We start from the raw sequence: 16,675 nt of genomic DNA on the forward strand, positions 1-16,675 counted from the left end.
GTCAGGCGATAGCGGGCTCTGCTTCGAGTGCGACGGCCCGGCCCTCCTGGTGGGATTCCAGTGCGGCGGCCGCCAACCGATGGGTCGTGGCCGCTTCCTGGGGACCGGCGGTCGCGAATCGTGCCCCCAGGTCTCCTGCACGTTCGGCGAGGAAACACGCCCACATCTGCAGGATCGCATCGGAGAACCCGAACTCGAAGATTCCGCCCGTGACGGTCGGCCAGGCCGACTGGCTCCCGGCATCGATCTGCTGCCAGGACTGCTCGCTGCCACCACCGGTGAGAGGGATCTTTGCGAAGATCTCGACCCGCTTGGGGTTCTTGGTGCTGAACCGTACGCCACCGTCCATACCGACCACCTCGAGGAGCCAGGTGTTCTTCTCGCCCGGATCGATCCGCTTGGTTTCCACAGTCATCGGGAAGGAGTACTCGCCAGAGTCGACGCGGCAGTGCAGCACGGCGTTGTCCCAGGTGTCGCAGGGCACCAGGGTGCCATCCGGCCCGGGGCGTTCGGTGACGATGTTCTCCAGGTCGGCGTGGACCGTGCGCGGCGTCCAGCCGAGCCGGAGCGGCACGTGCCAGGCGTGCAGCCCGAGGTCGTTCATGACCCCCGCCGCACCGCACGTGGCGACTTGGCGCTTCCAGTTGATGGCCTTGGTCACGTCCAGGTCGCTGGAGTGCAGGAACGCACTCCGCACTGAGACGATCCGGCCCAGCTGCCCGGAAGCGATGGTCCGGTACGCGAGCTGTGCGCCAGGGAAGTACGGCATCTCACTGGAGCAGCGCACGAACACCTCGGGGTGTTCGGCCGCGGCGCGCAGGATTGCTTCGGCCGCCGGCCCGTCGATGCCGAACGGCTTCTCGGCGAGCAGGTCTTTCCCTGCCGCGATGACGTCGGTGTAGATGCTCTCGTGCAGGTCGTGACGCACAGCCACGTAGACCACGTCGATCTCGTCCGAGGCGAGCATCTCTCGATAGTCGGTGGTGAGTTGCGTGACCGTGTCGATCTGCCGGAACCACTCCAGGGCCTCAGGTCGGATGTCGCACACTGCCGTCAGGCGAGGGCGCACGGGGTGATCGATGAGGGCGGGCCAGCGCCCGAGAGCGGCGGCGAGTTCGCGCCCCATCAGTCCGCCGCCAATGATCCCAACCCGCACGTCGCCGGCGCTCATCGGGCGTGCTCCGCGAGGATCGCCAGCGCTTCGTCGACACTGGCATCGGCGTGCACCGTGGCCATCAGTGCCGCCGTGATCCCTGCGGGGGTCCGGTGCTGAATGATGTTGCGCCCGTAGACGATGCCTCGTGCACCGGCTTGCAGCACGGCTTGGGTCCGCTCCAGCAGGGTTCGGTCATCGACGCGACCGCCGCCGCGCACGAGCACGGGGACTTCACCGGCCACCTCGATCACCCGCTCGTACTGGGTGATGTCCTCTGACGGGTCGGCCTTGATCAGGTCGGCACCGAGCTCGACCGCCTGTCGCACGAGCGCGGTGATCCGGTCGATATCGCCGTCCACCATGTAGCCGCCGGCGGTCGCGTTGTCCTGCATCACCAGTGGTTCGATCATCAGCGGCATACCGAGCCGGGTGGCTTCCTCTCGCAGCGCCATGATCGACCGGATGTTGGCCTCACGGATCTCTGGGCGGCCGGGCAGCTGCATGAGGTTCACGCACACCGCGACGGCGTCGAGACGGGCAGCGACCTCAATCGCATTCGGGACGTGATGGCTGAACAGGTGCTCGTCCAGCGGGTTGCCGTACACGTTCGCGACGTCGGTGCGCAGCACCAGCGCCGGCTTGTCCCGTTTCGGGATGCGCTGCAGCAGTGGGGCCTGCCCCATGGTCAGCTGAACGGCGTCCGGAGCCGCGTCCACCAGAGTCTTCACGGTTGCTGGCATGTCGGTGATTCCGGCAAGGAATGAGGGTTCGCCGAAGAAGCCGTGGTCTACGGCCACGTCGAGCGCGCGGCCGGAAGTCGGATGAAACAGCCGGTTGAGGCGATAGGCAGTCACGTGCGGTCCTTGTCCGTCGTCGGGGGATCGCGGCTGAACGCCACGATGTCGATAGGTGCGATATGGCCAGCCGTGTGCCAGAGTAGTGCTGCGAAACAACGTTGTCTACCTGAACAAAGGAACCGCAGCATGCGCAGAGTTGCCGTCGCTGGGCACGTGTGCCTCGACCTCGTCCCCCGGCAGTTGCCGCATGGCGGGCTGGCGCCTGGATCGCTCGTCGAGGTCGGACCGATCGAGGTCTCACTCGGAGGAAGCGTCGCCAATGCTGCCCGAACGCTGCAACATCTCGGGCACCCGGTGCGCGCATGTGCCGTGGTCGGCGATGACGACCTCGCCGATGTGCTGCGCAGGCGGATGGTCGGTCCGTTGCTGCAGGCTGATCTCGTTCAGGTGCCGGCGACGACCTCCTACAGTCTTGTGCTCGAGCCCGGCGGGCAGGACCGGGCTTTCTGGCACCACGTGGGCGCCAACGCCGCGTTCGGCGCAGGTGCACTGGACCTCTCTGGCATCGATCTGCTGCACCTCGGCTACCCGTCACTACTGCCCGGGCTGGTCGCCGACGATGGTGAGCCGCTGCTTGCGCTGCTGCGCGACGCCCGGCGGCAGGGCGTGACGACCTCGGTCGACCTTGCCGTCGTGAGTCCGGCGGATCGCGCGAGCGGGCCCGACTGGGAGCGTTTGCTCCCGGCCCTGGCGGCCGAGTGCGATGTGCTCTCCCCCAGTTTGGCCGACCTGCAGTCGATCCTGCCTGACGGCGAACAGCTGGCCTCGTCCTTTGCGAAGCGGTTGGTGGAGTGGGGAGCGGGTGTGGTCGCCGTCTCCGACGGCGAGAACGGCCTGACGCTGCGGGCCGGCGATCGTGCGCGCCTGCGCGCGGGTGGCGCCGCCCTCACGCCGCTGGCCGATACCTGGGCCAGCTCATCGCTGCACCAGCGGGCTGTTCCCCTTGATCGAGTGGTCACCACGAACGGTGCCGGTGACGCTGTGAGTGCTGCGCTGCTCTACGCACTCTCCGTCGAGCTGGACCCCGCCAGGGCTGCCACGCTGATGGCCGCCGTCGCGGCGGCAGTCGTCTCCGGCCAGGATCCGGGAGCCGACGCCATCGCTCGGCTGTGCCCGGAGCTGGCGGCGATGGGCGCGATCGAGATCACGGCCAACCAACCGCCGGCCCGGTTCTATCGCGGGGGTGCACAGATTGCCGGCTTCCGCGGCCAGGAGCACGTGGACGACTACACCCCGGAGGACTGGGTGGCCTCGACCGTGGAGGTCCGTGGTGATGAGCCGACCGGTCTCACTCGCCTTCTGGACGGGACGGTCCTGCGTGAGGCCATCGCGGCACAGCCGGAACTCTGGCTTGGTGCGGAGCACGTGGCCCGCTTCGGTGCTGACACGAAGCTGCTGGTGAAGCTTCTCGACGCCGGGCAGCGTCTGCCGGTCCACGCCCATCCCGACGGCGTGTTCGCCCGCCGCGAGGTGGGCACCGCTCACGGCAAGGCTGAGGCCTGGTACATCCTGAGCCCCGGCACAGTGCATCTCGGCCTGCGTGAGCCGGTCGGCCGGGAGGAGATGGCTGACCTCGTCGCGCGCCAGGACGCCGAGACCATGCTCGGCCTCCTGCACGAGATTGCGGTGCAGCCGGGCGACTGCGTCTATGTTCCTCCCGGCGTGCTGCACGCGATCGGGGAGGGGATCCTTCTGGTGGAAGTGCAGGAGCCAGAAGATCTGTCCATCCTGCTGGAATGGCGGGACTTCGATCTGGACGGTGCCGTGCACGGCCACCTGGGTCTAGGTTTCGACCGTGCGTTGGAAGCGGTCGACCTGACGGCAATGACGACCGAACGCCTCGCCGAACTCGTCCTGGCCTCACCAGAAGGTGCATGCCTGCCCGAGGAAGCCGAGGCCTACTTCCGGCTCGAGGTGATCCCGGTCGCCGGGGTGACGGCCTTGCCCACGGGGTATTGCGTCGTCGTGGGTCTGGAGGGGGACGTGCAGATCGGCGGAACCGGTGGGGCGCCCACGTCGGTGGCTGGTGGCAGGGCGGCATTGGTGCCGGCGTTCGTGGCAGCGCCCTGGCTGGCCGGTACCGGTCGCGTGGTCGTGTTGCGTCCACCGGCGCCGTGACGGGGCGTGGACGCGCCAGGGAACGGGCGGGTATGAGGCGGCGCTGATTGTAGGGTGTTGCCGACCTGTACCGAGGAGGCGCCCCATGGATCGTGGCCCCACGATGATCGACGTGGCCGAAGCGGCGTCGGTGTCTTTGAAGACCGTCTCGCGGTACGTCAACGGCGCCACGAACATCAATCCGGAACTGGCTGAACGCATCCGCGAGGCGGTCCAAACGCTCGGCTACCGGCGCAATCTTGCAGCTGCCAGTATCCGCCCGGGGTGGACGAGCAGGATGCTCGGGCTGATCATCGGTGACCTGGGAAACCCGTATTACTCCACACTGGCGAGAGGAGTGGAGCGGGAGGTGCACGCTCGCGGGTACATCCTCACGACGGCGAGCTCGGATGAGGACGCCACGCGCAACGATGAGCTCGTCGATCGCATGCTCGAGCAGCGGGTGGACGGGCTGATCATCGTGCCGCCGTACACCGGTGGGCGTTCCTGGGCCGACCTGCCACCCCCGCTGCCGCCGCGCGTCTTCGTGGACCGGCCAGCACCCGACGGAGGCGGACCCACCGTGCTCGCGGACAACGCCGCGGGTGCGGCGCGTGCGGTCGAGTTGCTGCTCCAAGAGGGTGCCACGCGGATCGCCTTCGTGGGCGACTCCGAGCTCATTTCGACGATGGCCGAGCGGCGCCAAGGGTATGAGGCGGCGTTGCTGGCTGCGGGTGTCGAGGTTGAACCGTCGCTGGTGAACCACGGTGTGCACACCGATGAGCAGGCCGCACGGACCGTTGAAACCTTACTGACCGAGCATGGTGCGGACGCCGTGTTCGCTGCCAACAACCGTGCCTCAATTGGTGCCCTGCGGGCATTCCGGGCTCGGGGAGAGCGTGTTCCACTCGTCGGGTTCGACGATTTTGAGTCGGCCGAGTTGACGTCGCCGCCGACGACGGTCGTCAGCCACGACATCGCCGAAATGGGCGCTATCGCAGCCCGGACCCTGCTCGACCTGATCGACGGGGTGGAACCGATCGAACGCTCGATCGTGCTTCCCGCCGTACTGCGGCAGCGGGGGTCAGAGAAGCGCCTGCAGTAGCGTTCGCTAGCCGTTCCCTTGTCAACGCCCAGAAGAACGTGTATAATTTCATGAGACAACGTTGTTTCCGTGATGGAACGATATTGATGTGAGATGCTTCGAATCACCTGGACAACGTTGTTTCGCGTATGTAGCCTGACTACCGGCGGTGCCTCTGATCCGAGGACCCCCCCGCCGTTGCACAAAGGAGTGAATCATGCATAGCACCGGAATGCGCAGGCGCGTCGGCGCCGTGGCCACTGTCTCGGCCGTTGCGGCCATGTCGCTTGCGGCTTGTTCGCCCTCCGGCGAGGGCGCGGAGACGGTCGTTCGCATCGCGAACCCGATCACCGACTTCTGGGGTGACCCCCTGCAGGAAGCGGCCGCAGTCTACGAAGAGCAGAACGACGGTATCCGGATCGAGATCGACTCGGTCCCATATGACAGTTACGAGGAAGTGCTCCAGACGCAACTGGTTGGTGAGACAGCTGCCGATATCCTGTTCCTGGAGCCGCCAGCCGTCGCGAATTTCTCCGGCAGGGATTTCCTGCTCGCGCTCGATGACGAGCTCTCGCCCACGACCGAGTGGGGTGAGACCTTTGTCAGCGGCATGCTCGACGCCACTCGCTCTCCAGACGGCAGGCAGTACGTTGTCCCGTGGTCTTCTGTGGCCGTGCTGATCGCCTACCGCCAGTCAGAGTTCAGCGCAGTCGGCTCGAACGAGGCGCCGGTCACTTTTTCCGAGTGGATCGATGTGATGAACCGACTCGAAAGCGAACCAGCGCCGCTCAATGTCTCGCTTCGCGGTGACGATGCCAGTCTGTTCTGGATCCTCACGAACAAACTTGAGGCTACCCTGCGACCTCTCACAGAAGACATCAATCTGTTGCACGCGGATGACTGGGCCTACGACCCCGATGATCTCGCGTCGACCCTGGGTGAGACATACACGACTGATGAGTTGTACGTCGCGTTCGAGACAGGCCTGATCGATCCGGCTCAGTCTCCGGGCTACCGGGCAGCAGTGGAGCAGGTAGTGCAGCTCAGCCCCTTCATCAACGAGGACTCGGCCACGGTACAGCCCGCCGATGTGGCTCAACGCTTCGGTGCTGGGGAGATTCCACAGCTCATCGGCGTCGGCGGGACGATCGCCGAAGTGGGTGCGGAGGCGGCGGACTCAGAAGACATCGCGACGTTCAACTTGCCGACGATCACGCAGGATGACTTCCCCGGCCTCGCCGCAGGTGGGGAGAATCCGCTGGCGGGTCCGAGGAACGGGTTCGCGGTGAACGCCGCCAGTGAGGTTCAGGCCGAAGCGCTCGACTTTCTGAGGTTCCTCACGCAGCCGGACACGGTTAGTGACATGTACAGGGTGCAAGTGCAGGGCGATCCGTCGGCAGTTGACGGTGTCGCCTACCCGGACGACAGTGTGCTTCAAGAGACCGACGGGCAGGAGTTCGCTCAGATCAGCCCGTACGGCTTCGGTGCGCCCCCGACGTTCGACACTCAGGACACTGACGAGTTCCATGCCCAGTGGCAAAGCCTCCTGACCGGCAACTCCTCGGTTGATGAGTTCCTGGAAGATCGCAGTGCCTCCAACCGTGCAGCGCTTGAGCGCAATCTGGTCCTGGAGGAGGACTCTATCGACCAGTCGTTCATCGACGAGCAGCTCGGTCAGTGACACTTCTCGAACGCCGTCGTCGGGTGCCGAGGCCTCGGGCTGCCCGACGGCGTCCACACCGGCTGCGGCGTCGGGCGCTGGCGTACCTCATGCTCACTCCGGCGCTCGCCTTCGTGGCGGTCTTCATCGCGTATCCACTGCTCCGCGGATTCTACAAATCGTTCTTTGACTACAACGGTGGCAACGTCGATCGCTTCGTCGGTATGAAGAACTACATCGAGCTTTTCAACGACCCTGCGGTGCTACCGTCTTTCGTCAACGTCTTCTGGCTCACCGTGGCCCTGATGCTGAATCAGGTCGGAGTGGCGTTCATCGCTGCGTGGTTGATCCATCACCTGAGAAGCGCGCGTCTGCAGTACGCCTTTCGGATTGTCGTGATGGTGCCGGCCGTGGTTCCAACGATCGTTGGATTCCTGATCTGGAGTCAGTTCCTCTCGGTCGACGGCGCGGTGAATCGCATCCTTGGTGCGCTCGGAGCAGAGTGGCTTATCGGAAACTGGCTCGGGGACCCGGACCGGGTGATCATCGGGCTGATCCTCGTCGGCCTTCCGTGGCTCAACGGCATCAATTGCCTCCTGTTCCTTGCTGGCTTGGAAAATATCCCTGGCGAGCGGTATGAGGCTGCGCGGCTGGATCGGGCAAGTCGCTGGCAGATCCTGCGATACATGGAAATTCCCGCAGTGCTTCCCCAGATGATTGTTCTGGGGGTGCTAGCCGTCGTTCTGAGTCTGCAGAGCTACGAGAACGTATACGTGCTCACCGGCGGTGGTCCGTTCGATTCGTCTAACGTTCCGGGCCTGCTTCTGTTCAAGAATGCCTTCACCTACGGTCGGTTCGGATACGCGAACGCTATCGGGGTGCTGCTTGTCGTAGTGATTGCCGTGATTCTGCTCGCGGGGCGGATGCTCGGGCGCGGAGGGGAGGATCGATGACACGGATGGACGGACTCGGAATCGGGCGGCTCCTCCGGTTCATTGCACTGGTGTTGCTCAGCGTGGGGACCCTTTTCCCACTCTACTTCCTCGTGGTGACGGCACTCAAGACGAACACTGAATTCGCCACAAACTACTTTCTCCCCCCGCTAAAACCGGATTTCTCCAACCTCATAGAGGGGATGGGGCTGATGGGGAGATTCGTGATGAACTCCGTTTTCATCTCGCTGATGACCACGCTAATTATCCTGCTTGTGGTCGTACCAGCTGTGTACGCCTTCACCTGGTTGCGATTTCCGGGTGCGCCGATCCTCTATACGGTGGCCATCGCATCGCTGATGGTGCCGCCAGTTCTCACCTTCATACCGCAGTATATCTTGACCAGGCAGCTCAATCTTCTCAACACCCACTGGGGGGTTATACTCCCGTTCGTCGCTACCGGGATTGGGCTCTCGGTATACCTCTTGCGCACATTCTTTGCCGCTCTGCCCTATGAGCTCATCGAGGCGGCGCGGATCGAAGGCGCGGGAGAGATGAGGATCCTCCGCACGATCGTCCTTCCGCTTACAGTGCCCTCGCTCGTCACTGTGTCTGTCGTGCAGATTGTCACCACATGGAACGCGTTCCTATGGCCGCTGGTGGTCGTCTCTTCGGAGTCCAAACGGGCAGTGTCTGTGGCCGTCACCTTCCTCTCAGGGAGCAGCCAAGTACCGGACACACCCGCCTTGATGGCCGGATACCTGGCTGCCTCGATACCGCTCATCCTGATCCTGTCTGCGCTGATGCGGTTCTTCGTGCGCGGTATGACTGAGGGGGCATTGAAGGGATGAATGATGGAAGTTGAGATCAAGGAGTGGACACTGGAAGGGTGGCGTCCCTGGGAGTGGCAGATGGCAGCGTCAGTCGAGTCTGGTACGACTTTCACCCCGGAGCTTGGACCGTTCCCCGCTGCAGTGCCTGGCGACGTGCGGACAGTGTTGCGGCAACAAGAAGTTGTTCCGGAACCCTTCCATGGGACGGCGTCGCGCGCCTCGGAGTTCATCGAGCGGCGCCATTGGGTCTACCAGGCTGATCTCGGGTCGTTCGCGCGAGGGACGGCAGAGCCTGTCGACATCGTGTTCGACGCCATTGACGGACCGTGCCTCGTGCTGTTCGACGGAGCCGTTGTCGCCCGACACGATAACGTGCACCTTTCGTTCACCATTCGAGTCGAGCTTGATGGAGCCGAGCGTCCGCTGCTCGAGGTTGTCATGCTCGAGCCTCCCACGAATCTAGGACAGGTGTGCCGGACCGACGAGATCCTGCCCACCAGGTCTCGCTTCTGCTACGGCTGGGACTGGACACCCCGGATGGTGCAGATTGGGATGCCCGGGCGCGTGACGATCAAACCCGCACGCGCACCGAGACTGCAGCTCCGGGAGTTGCACACCGGCCTGCGCGGATCGGATGGGGTGCTGACACTCGAGCTGGAGCCCTCAGTTGCCGCGTACCCGTCTACAGAGGTGTCGGTGGAACTGCGCCATTCCGGATGCACCGTGCACCACTCGAGGCATCAGCTCGTATCGACGATCACGGTGAACGTGCCGGACGCGCAACCGTGGCACGTCGATGACCCGCAGCTCTATGAGCTCGTTGTCACGTCCTGGATCGGCGAGTCTCCGGTTTCGCTGCACCGTTCTGTCGGCTTCTCACACGTGGAGTGGCGGAACGCGCCTGGAGACCCGGAGGGAGCCGAAGGTTGGCTGCTCCACCTCAACGGCGAGCCGTTGCCATTCGTCGGTGTGAACTGGGTGCCGATCCGGCCCGACTTCGCCTCGGTCCGCGATGAGGAGTACATCGCTCGTCTGACGCTGTACCGGGAACTCGGCTTCACGATGATCAGGGTGTGGGGCGGGGCCACCAGGGAGCGCGACTTGTTCTACGACCTCTGCGACCGTCTCGGGATCCTCGTGTGGCAGGACCTGCCGCTCAGTTCGTCCGGGATCAACAACTCGCCACCGGAGTCGGAGGAGTTCGCGACGCTCCTCGACGAAATCGCTAAGGAATGGCGGCAGCGGCTCATGCATCACCCGTCTCTCGTGGTCTGGTGCGGCGGGAATGAACTTACTGTCCACGACCATAGCGAAGATCGCCCTGGCCGACCGATCACGGCAGACCACCCGGGAGTAGGCCGGGCTCTGCGAACGCTGGCTGCCGGCGGCCGTTGGAAGGTGGTGCCGGCTACTCCGTCGGGCCCGCGCTTCGGGTGGACTGAGCAGGAGCGCGGACTAGGGCTGCACCACGACGTACATGGTCCTTGGGAGACCGGCGACGATGCCGACGACTGGGCCAGCCTTTGGGCCCTAGACGATGCGCGTCTCCGCTCGGAAGTCGGCGTGGCCGGAGCGAGCCCGGTCGACCTGTTACAGGAGTTTGACCTGTGGAACAGCGGCACGGCGAACTGGTCGCACTCCTCGAGTTGGTGGCTGACTGGACGCGAGGAGGCTAGCCCTGAATGGGTCGAGATGAGCCAACTCCGCCAGCAGCACCTGCTGGTTGACGTCGTACACATGCTCCGCCGTCGACAGAAGGAGTGCGGAGGTGTTCTCTTCTGGCTGGGTCACGACACATTCCCGTGCGCCGTGAGCCTGGCTCTCGTGGACTTCCACGGCCGCCCCAAACCGGCTGCCGTCGGAATCGCACAGGCGCTACGGGAGTGGCGTGAGGACATGAGGAGCGTGGCTGAGGTCCAATGAAAGAACAGTCGGGTAGCCATCGCAGAGTCGATGCTGGGCGAGGGATCCGGATCCTGCAGGTCGACAGCGATCTGGTGGGGCGTTCCGTCGCGGTGGGCGAGGCCTTGGTCTACGACGTGCGCCCACACCGGGGGGACATGACGGACCGCGCCGACGAGAGTGAGTGGTGGAGTGGCGGGTTCGGAGCGACCGGCGTGTCGGTGGAGCTGGTCTTCCAGGATGAGTCAAGTACCGCGGGAGCGCCCGACCAGTACGGTGTCCCCACTACCGCGAACTCACAGGGAGCCTCGCGACTCATCCGCTGCGACCAGTGGAACCGACGCTCTGTCGCCCTCGACGACTTCGCGGGAAGGGTCATTCGCACCGTCTATATCACGCTCGATGTCCGTGTGGACGCCGCGAGTGTCGATCTCGGTTCTGTGTCGCTACGTCGCCCCGATTCACCGACGGACTGGACCCACTTGGCGGATACGACGCGGGGAACGAACTCCACATTCGGCTACTCTCGGGGGAACACGGTCCCGGCGACAGCGGTCCCACACGGGTTTGCCCTGACCTTCCCGGTGACCGACCTGCGGCACGGATCGTGGCCCTCGGTCTACGGCGACCCCGCCGAGGATGTTCCGTTTCTGGGTGTGCGGCTCGGCCACACCCCGAGTCCGTGGATTGGCGACTACGGAGTACTCGACATCCAGCCAACTGTGACCCCCGACAGCGGACCGGACCTATTCGAGCGCCCTCGCCAGCGAGCTCACCCACACCGATATGAGGTCGTCCTACGCAGCGGCATCGAACTGCGCCTCGCCCCCACTCGCAGTGGCATGGTGTCCGAGATGCGATACCCGCATGAGTACGGAGCTCTCCATGTGCACGGATCTGGGGGGCATGCGATGTCTGTGCAGCGGCCGGCCGGGCGGACGCTGCTGACCGGATGCTCGATGGGGGCCTCGCCGGTGCTCGCCGGCGCTCCTCCGGTGTACTGGTCGGTCGTTGTCGACCGGGCAGTGGAGGTCTCGTCTGGGTGTGCCGCGCACGGCACAGACTGCACCGTCATGCGCTGGACGCGCGGTTCGGGTCCGATCACGGTGAGTGTGGCCACATCGCTCGTTGCCGCGGGCGTCGCGGAGGCAGCATCCGCGCAGCTTGGCGCTGGGGCTGCGGCCACTGCGCGCGAGGCAGAGCGTCTCTGGGATGAGATCATGTCCCGGTTCCGCCCGTCCGGGGCGACGCAGGATCAACTCGTCTCCTTCTACTCGTCGCTGTACCGACTCTTCCTCTATCCGAGCAGGATCGGCGATCCTGGGCTCCTCGGTGAGACGTTCGCGGCGCGTGCCGTGGGCGGCCCGGATGGCGTCCGGTGTACGGGAGCGCTGACGGTCAACAACGGGTTCTGGGATACATACCGCACGGTCTGGCCGGCGCTGGCGCTGTTCGATCCCGCGCGGGCCGCGGGGTTGCTCGATGGTCTCCTCAACCACTTCCGGATCGCTGGATGGATGCCCCGCTGGACTGCTCCGATGGCGATCGACATCATGGTGGGCACTGGCTCTGATGTCGTCTTCGCGGATTCGCTCGTCCGCGGGGTCGAACTCGACGAACACACGGCCCTAGCCGCAGGGCTTAAGAACGCTACCGTGCCAAGCGCCGATTCCGCTGTCGGTCGCCGGGAGTTGGAGAGAGCAATCTTTCTCGGCTTCACGCCGGCCGACGTTCCGGAGAGCGTCTCCTGGACGATTGAGAACGCGATCTCGGACGCTGCGACCGAGGCAGTCGTCGACAGGCTTCGCACCAGGGGTGAAACCGAGTTCCTCGGCATCGACCTGGCGACGCTCGGACGCTATCTACGTTCGCGTGCTCGGACGCATGCGAACACCTTCGACTCCGCTTCGGGCTTCTACCGGCCGGTGGTCCGAGGCGGTGGCTTCGCGGAGCCGTTCGATCCGCGGGAATGGGGCGGTGCCTACACCGAAACCAACGCCTGGGGAACCGCCTTCGCAGCGATGCATGACCCGTGGGCGATGCAGAGCCTGCACGGCGGACCATCCGGCTTGCGCCGGAAGCTGGACGAGTACTTCGCCTCCCCCGAGTTCCTGGACTGTGCGTACGAGGGAACGTACGGGATGCGTATCCATGAGATGACGGAGGCGTATGACGTGCGTATGGGCATGTTCGCTCTGTCGAACCAGCCTGCTCACCACATCCCGTTCCTGTATGCGTTCACTGATAGGCCGTGGAAGACTTCGGCGATCACCCGGGCAGCGCTTCGTCGCCAGTTCACGGGCTCAGATATCGGCCAGGGATATCCGGGTGACGAGGACAACGGTGAGATGAGTGCTTGGTACCTCTTCGCTGCGCTTGGCTTCTACCCCGTGGCTCCGGGGTCTGCCTGGTACGTCCTGACCGCGCCCCTTCTTGACCGTGTGGAGATCGACCTGCCTGGCGGAATGCTCTCCGTCGTCTGTGAGAACAACACTTCCGAGAACGACTTCATCCAGGAAGTTCGCTTCGATGGGGTCCGATGGGAGTCGCCGTTCATCGAGCACGAGCGCCTTGCCGGCGGGGGAGAGCTGCGGTTCGTGCTGGGCCCCACTCCCGTCAATCCTGGGCCAGCCTCGGCGCCGGCCATGGGGCCAACGATTCCGGGTGAGCAGCCCCGCCCCCTGCGTGATCTCTCCCCGGGCCACGTGCGTGCCATGCACAAGGGATACCGGGTGCTCGAGGACGACTCCTCGGTGACGGAGGCCTCGTTCGCGTCGGAGCGGACCCTGCACTGGCGTCAGGACCTCCCGCCTGCGCGGGTCGAGATGTACACGCTGACCTGCGGCAACGACCCGAATTGCGCTCCGACGGACTGGACGCTGTGGGGATCCGACGATGGCGTCACCTGGGAGGAACTCGATGAGCGTCGCGGCTTCGCCTTCCAATGGCCGCGGCAGACGGTGCCGTTTCCGGTGCGGGAAGGTGTTGGCCAGGCGTTCCTGCGGCTGGTGGTCGGCGCCGGAAACCTGGCGCAGATTGAGTTCCTTGGCGACACGACCTGCGCTTGGAAGGAGGCGCCACACGTGGGGGAGTATTCGGTCGGCGGCTCGCCATGTACTCCAACTGATCTGGGTCGCATGAGGTGAACGTATGGCTTGATGTGTTGGGAGCAGACGAGGATGAATGCGCCGTAGGACAGTTTCACTTGAGCATCCATTTCTCTATGAAACAACGTTATCTAGACATGTCTGTACCGATCGAGGAGATGTCTGTGGGCTTGTCAGTCGTGAGTCACCTGTGGGTGAACCTCGAACTCGACATTGCCAAAGGGGCTGAGAGTCGTACCTCTCGCCCCGCCTGTACATGTCCATACAACTCACTGTTGAGGAGTGCACGATGAAGCAGCAAGCCCGAAGAAGGGTCAAGCGATCAGGACTCGCGCTGGCGGTTGCGGCGACGATGGCCACCAACGCCGTCCTCGCCGACCCCTCGCGGGCCAGGGCCGACGAAGTGCCGTTGCAGGAGGTCGAGGATTGCTCGCTCGCTGACCTCTGGGACAACCGTTGCTACCTGGCACAGGACGACGAGAACCGCATGATGGGCTACGACGAATCTATGCATTTCGTCGACGTGGTCACCGTCGACGACGAGTACTACTTTTATGGGATCCGCGACAATGGCGTCTCCCTGTCGACGACGAAGGACGGCGTTACATTTGTCGACCGTGGACAGGTGTTGACCCCGGGTGAGGACGTGACCTATGAGACCTTCCCCGGGATCTACTACGAGGACGGGGTCTTCTATCTTTACACCGAGCGCGGGGTCTTCGGCGTCAACGACTACGAGATCCAACTCGCGACCTCGACCGATGGTGTGAACTTCACCGATCAGGGGATCGTCCTGAGTCCCACTCCAGGCACGTTCGACGAACGCGGCATGGGCACTCCGACGATGGTGGAGAAGGACGGTGAGTATTACCTGTTCTATCACGGGGCGAACGGGACGGACATGTGCAACGGGGTGGCGATCGGCTCTTCGCCTTCGGGGCCGTTCACGAAACACTCGACTAGTCCGGTCCTCCCTTGTGGGCCTGACGGCACCTTCGACAGTGGCACGGCCGGTAAGCGCGACATCCTCCTCGAGGACGGCGTGTACTACATGATCTACGAGGGCAGCACCGACGGAGTGAACCAGGACTTCTCGCGTTCCGCCTGGAGCACGGGGCTGGCGCGCTCGACCGACCTGCTGACTTGGGAGAAGTTCGAGCAGAACCCTTTGCTGCCGGTCACCGAGCCTCGGTTGCCAGAAGATCAAGGTTACGGCAACGACGGACCGGCGTTCGTCCAGATCGACGGGGCGACTTGGGTCTACTACCGGGCCAGTAGCGGGGCCAATTACACCAAGCGTGCCCGGCTGACAACCGAAGGACTCCCGGACGCATTCGACCAGCGGTTTCCGGCGGCGTCGCTCACGCATGATATCGGCAGTCTCACTGCTGGCGGGCTTCTCGCTAGCCCAGGCTCGGACTCGACCGGGTACCTGGTTTCCGGACCTGCCCACACTGGCATCCCGCATGGGGAGAACACCGCGATCGTCGCAGCCTCCGTTCAGGAGACTTCCGGCCCGGACGAGGACGTGATGAGGATCGAGGCCGTCGATGCCTCCGGTGCTGTGGTCGCTGAACGCCAGGTGACCCGCGACATGTTCCGTACGCCGGGCCAGGTCGAGTATTTCGTGCTTCCGTACTACCTGGGAACGGACGCCGACATTCGGTATCGGGTGCATTGGGACGGGAACACAGAACTGACCGTCGAGAGCATGCTCGTCAAATACGGGGACGAGGACCGCTACGGCCTACAGAACCCCCGGATCTTTGAGGCTGAAGGGCAGGAGTTCGGGCACCAGATGGGGCGAGTCGAGGGCGATGGATGGTCTGCCGATCCAGTGCAGGACACTGCTCCTGGTTACCTGCTGTTCGGCCCCTACGTCTCCGATCTCGACCCAGGAAACCGCGCAGCGCGAATTCGGATCATGACCGATGATGTGAGTAGTGACAACCAAGCACTTGTGCACATAGAGGTCCACGACGCGAACTCGGAAGAAGTGTTGGCTGAGAGATCGATCCGGCGCAGTGACTTCCGCGAGGCGGGCGCCTACCAGGACTTCGCGTTGTGGGGCTGGCAGGCTCCGCCGTACAGCAGCATCGAGTTCCGCGTGTACTGGCATGGCCACGCCTACATCAATGTCGACCGTGTCGCAGTCGACGGCGCCGCGCCCCAGCCGGAATATGCTCCCGAGGCTTCCGTCTTCCCGTCGTCACTGTCCCAGGCCGACCTTGCCGGAGACGGCGTGACCGTCACCGGTACGGGCTTCCCGGGTGACGAGACGGTGACTATGACCGTAGAAGGCGCCGAGGAGGGAACCGCTAAGGCTGACATGTACGGCGAGGTGGCGTTCACCTACACCGCTGACACGGCCGGCGCTGGAACTTACGAGGTCGTCCTCGAATCGAGCGCGCACTCAGCTATGACGTCGTTCACGGTCCAGGGCGCGGGAGGCGGGGCCGACGGGTCGGGCGACGCTGGTTCCGGTGGGACGGGCGGGACCAGTGAGGCGAGTTCTGATGGGACGGACCGGACGGGCGAGGCTGGCTCCGGTGGGACGAGTGGGGCTCACGGTCCTGCAGCGTCTGGTGTCTCGGATGTCCCCGATTCGGGCGAGAACACCTCTCATCAGGGGACCAGCGCGTTGGCGGCGACTGGCCTCTCAGCGCCGTGGGTGGCACTCGCAGCTGCGGTGTTGCTGTTGTTCGGTGGTGCGCTGGTGCTGCGAGTACGCATGGAGGCCTGACGAAAGCGCACGTTGCGGGGGCTGCTGGTTCTTGTGGTTGCCGGCTGCCCCCGCACATCAGGCACATCTGTGGCGGTCCTTCGGCAGTGTGATGTGAAGCCTCTGCGTGAACGCCGACATTGCTCGGAACAGGAGACACGCGCGAAACTTGGCGTAGCGCCGGAGCACACCCGGTTCTACGAGCGGAGCCGCCCTCGTCTGGTGCCGCCGTTACTGGCGGGACCGCTGCATCGACAGGTTCGTTGCCTTGGGACTCCAGCTCGAGAAGTTCCTGCCGTGACATCCCCGCGATCGGAGCTCTTGC

10 protein-coding genes are annotated in these 16,675 nt (G+C 64.5%); 8 read left to right on the forward strand and 2 right to left on the reverse strand.

Going from position 1 to position 16,675, the window contains the following annotated elements; genetic code table 11:
- Nucleotide 1: 1 nt before the first annotated feature.
- Nucleotides 2-1,171, reverse strand: coding sequence for a Gfo/Idh/MocA family protein (locus FV560_RS16135; RefSeq protein WP_159622595.1), 1,170 nt, complete (start codon nucleotides 1,169-1,171; stop codon nucleotides 2-4).
- Nucleotides 1,168-2,010: a class I fructose-bisphosphate aldolase gene (locus tag FV560_RS16140; RefSeq protein ID WP_159622596.1), complete on the reverse strand. Its 843-nt coding sequence runs from the start codon at nucleotides 2,008-2,010 to the stop codon at nucleotides 1,168-1,170. Before FV560_RS16140 ends, FV560_RS16135 begins: the two co-directional genes overlap by 4 nt.
- Before the next feature lie 129 nt (nucleotides 2,011-2,139).
- On the opposite strand from FV560_RS16140, the gene FV560_RS16145 reads away from it, so the two are divergent.
- The 8 genes from FV560_RS16145 to FV560_RS16180 all read left to right on the forward strand — a co-directional run bounded on the left by FV560_RS16145 (nucleotide 2,140) and on the right by FV560_RS16180 (nucleotide 16,371).
- Nucleotides 2,140-4,131: a PfkB family carbohydrate kinase gene (locus FV560_RS16145; RefSeq protein ID WP_159622597.1), complete on the forward strand. Its 1,992-nt coding sequence runs from the start codon at nucleotides 2,140-2,142 to the stop codon at nucleotides 4,129-4,131.
- Nucleotides 4,132-4,216: 85 nt separating this feature from the next.
- Complete coding sequence (locus FV560_RS16150) at nucleotides 4,217-5,215, forward strand: LacI family DNA-binding transcriptional regulator (RefSeq protein ID WP_159622598.1); 999 nt, start codon at nucleotides 4,217-4,219, stop codon at nucleotides 5,213-5,215.
- 232 nt (nucleotides 5,216-5,447) lie between these two features.
- Complete coding sequence (locus FV560_RS16155; RefSeq protein WP_159622599.1) at nucleotides 5,448-6,875, forward strand: ABC transporter substrate-binding protein; 1,428 nt, start codon at nucleotides 5,448-5,450, stop codon at nucleotides 6,873-6,875.
- Between the two features lie 89 nt (nucleotides 6,876-6,964).
- Nucleotides 6,965-7,807 carry a carbohydrate ABC transporter permease gene (locus tag FV560_RS16160; protein WP_159622600.1) on the forward strand — a complete coding sequence of 281 codons (843 nt, stop codon included), beginning with the start codon at nucleotides 6,965-6,967 and terminating at the stop codon, nucleotides 7,805-7,807.
- Complete coding sequence (locus FV560_RS16165; RefSeq protein ID WP_159622601.1) at nucleotides 7,804-8,637, forward strand: carbohydrate ABC transporter permease; 834 nt, start codon at nucleotides 7,804-7,806, stop codon at nucleotides 8,635-8,637. The genes FV560_RS16160 and FV560_RS16165 overlap by 4 nt, the downstream gene beginning before the upstream one ends.
- A gap of 3 nt (nucleotides 8,638-8,640) precedes the next feature.
- Nucleotides 8,641-10,542: a glycosyl hydrolase 2 galactose-binding domain-containing protein gene (locus FV560_RS16170; protein WP_159622602.1), complete on the forward strand. Its 1,902-nt coding sequence runs from the start codon at nucleotides 8,641-8,643 to the stop codon at nucleotides 10,540-10,542.
- Nucleotides 10,539-13,667: a GH92 family glycosyl hydrolase gene (locus FV560_RS16175; protein WP_159622603.1), complete on the forward strand. Its 3,129-nt coding sequence runs from the start codon at nucleotides 10,539-10,541 to the stop codon at nucleotides 13,665-13,667. Before FV560_RS16170 ends, FV560_RS16175 begins: the two co-directional genes overlap by 4 nt.
- Nucleotides 13,668-13,917: 250 nt before the next feature.
- Nucleotides 13,918-16,371 (forward strand): glycoside hydrolase family protein, encoded by a 2,454-nt coding sequence (locus tag FV560_RS16180; RefSeq protein WP_159622604.1) that lies wholly within the window; start codon nucleotides 13,918-13,920, stop codon nucleotides 16,369-16,371.
- The last annotated feature ends 304 nt before the right edge of the window (nucleotides 16,372-16,675 follow it).

The organism is Ruania rhizosphaerae (assembly GCF_009805705.1).
Lineage (GTDB): Bacteria > Actinomycetota > Actinomycetes > Actinomycetales > Beutenbergiaceae > Ruania > Ruania rhizosphaerae.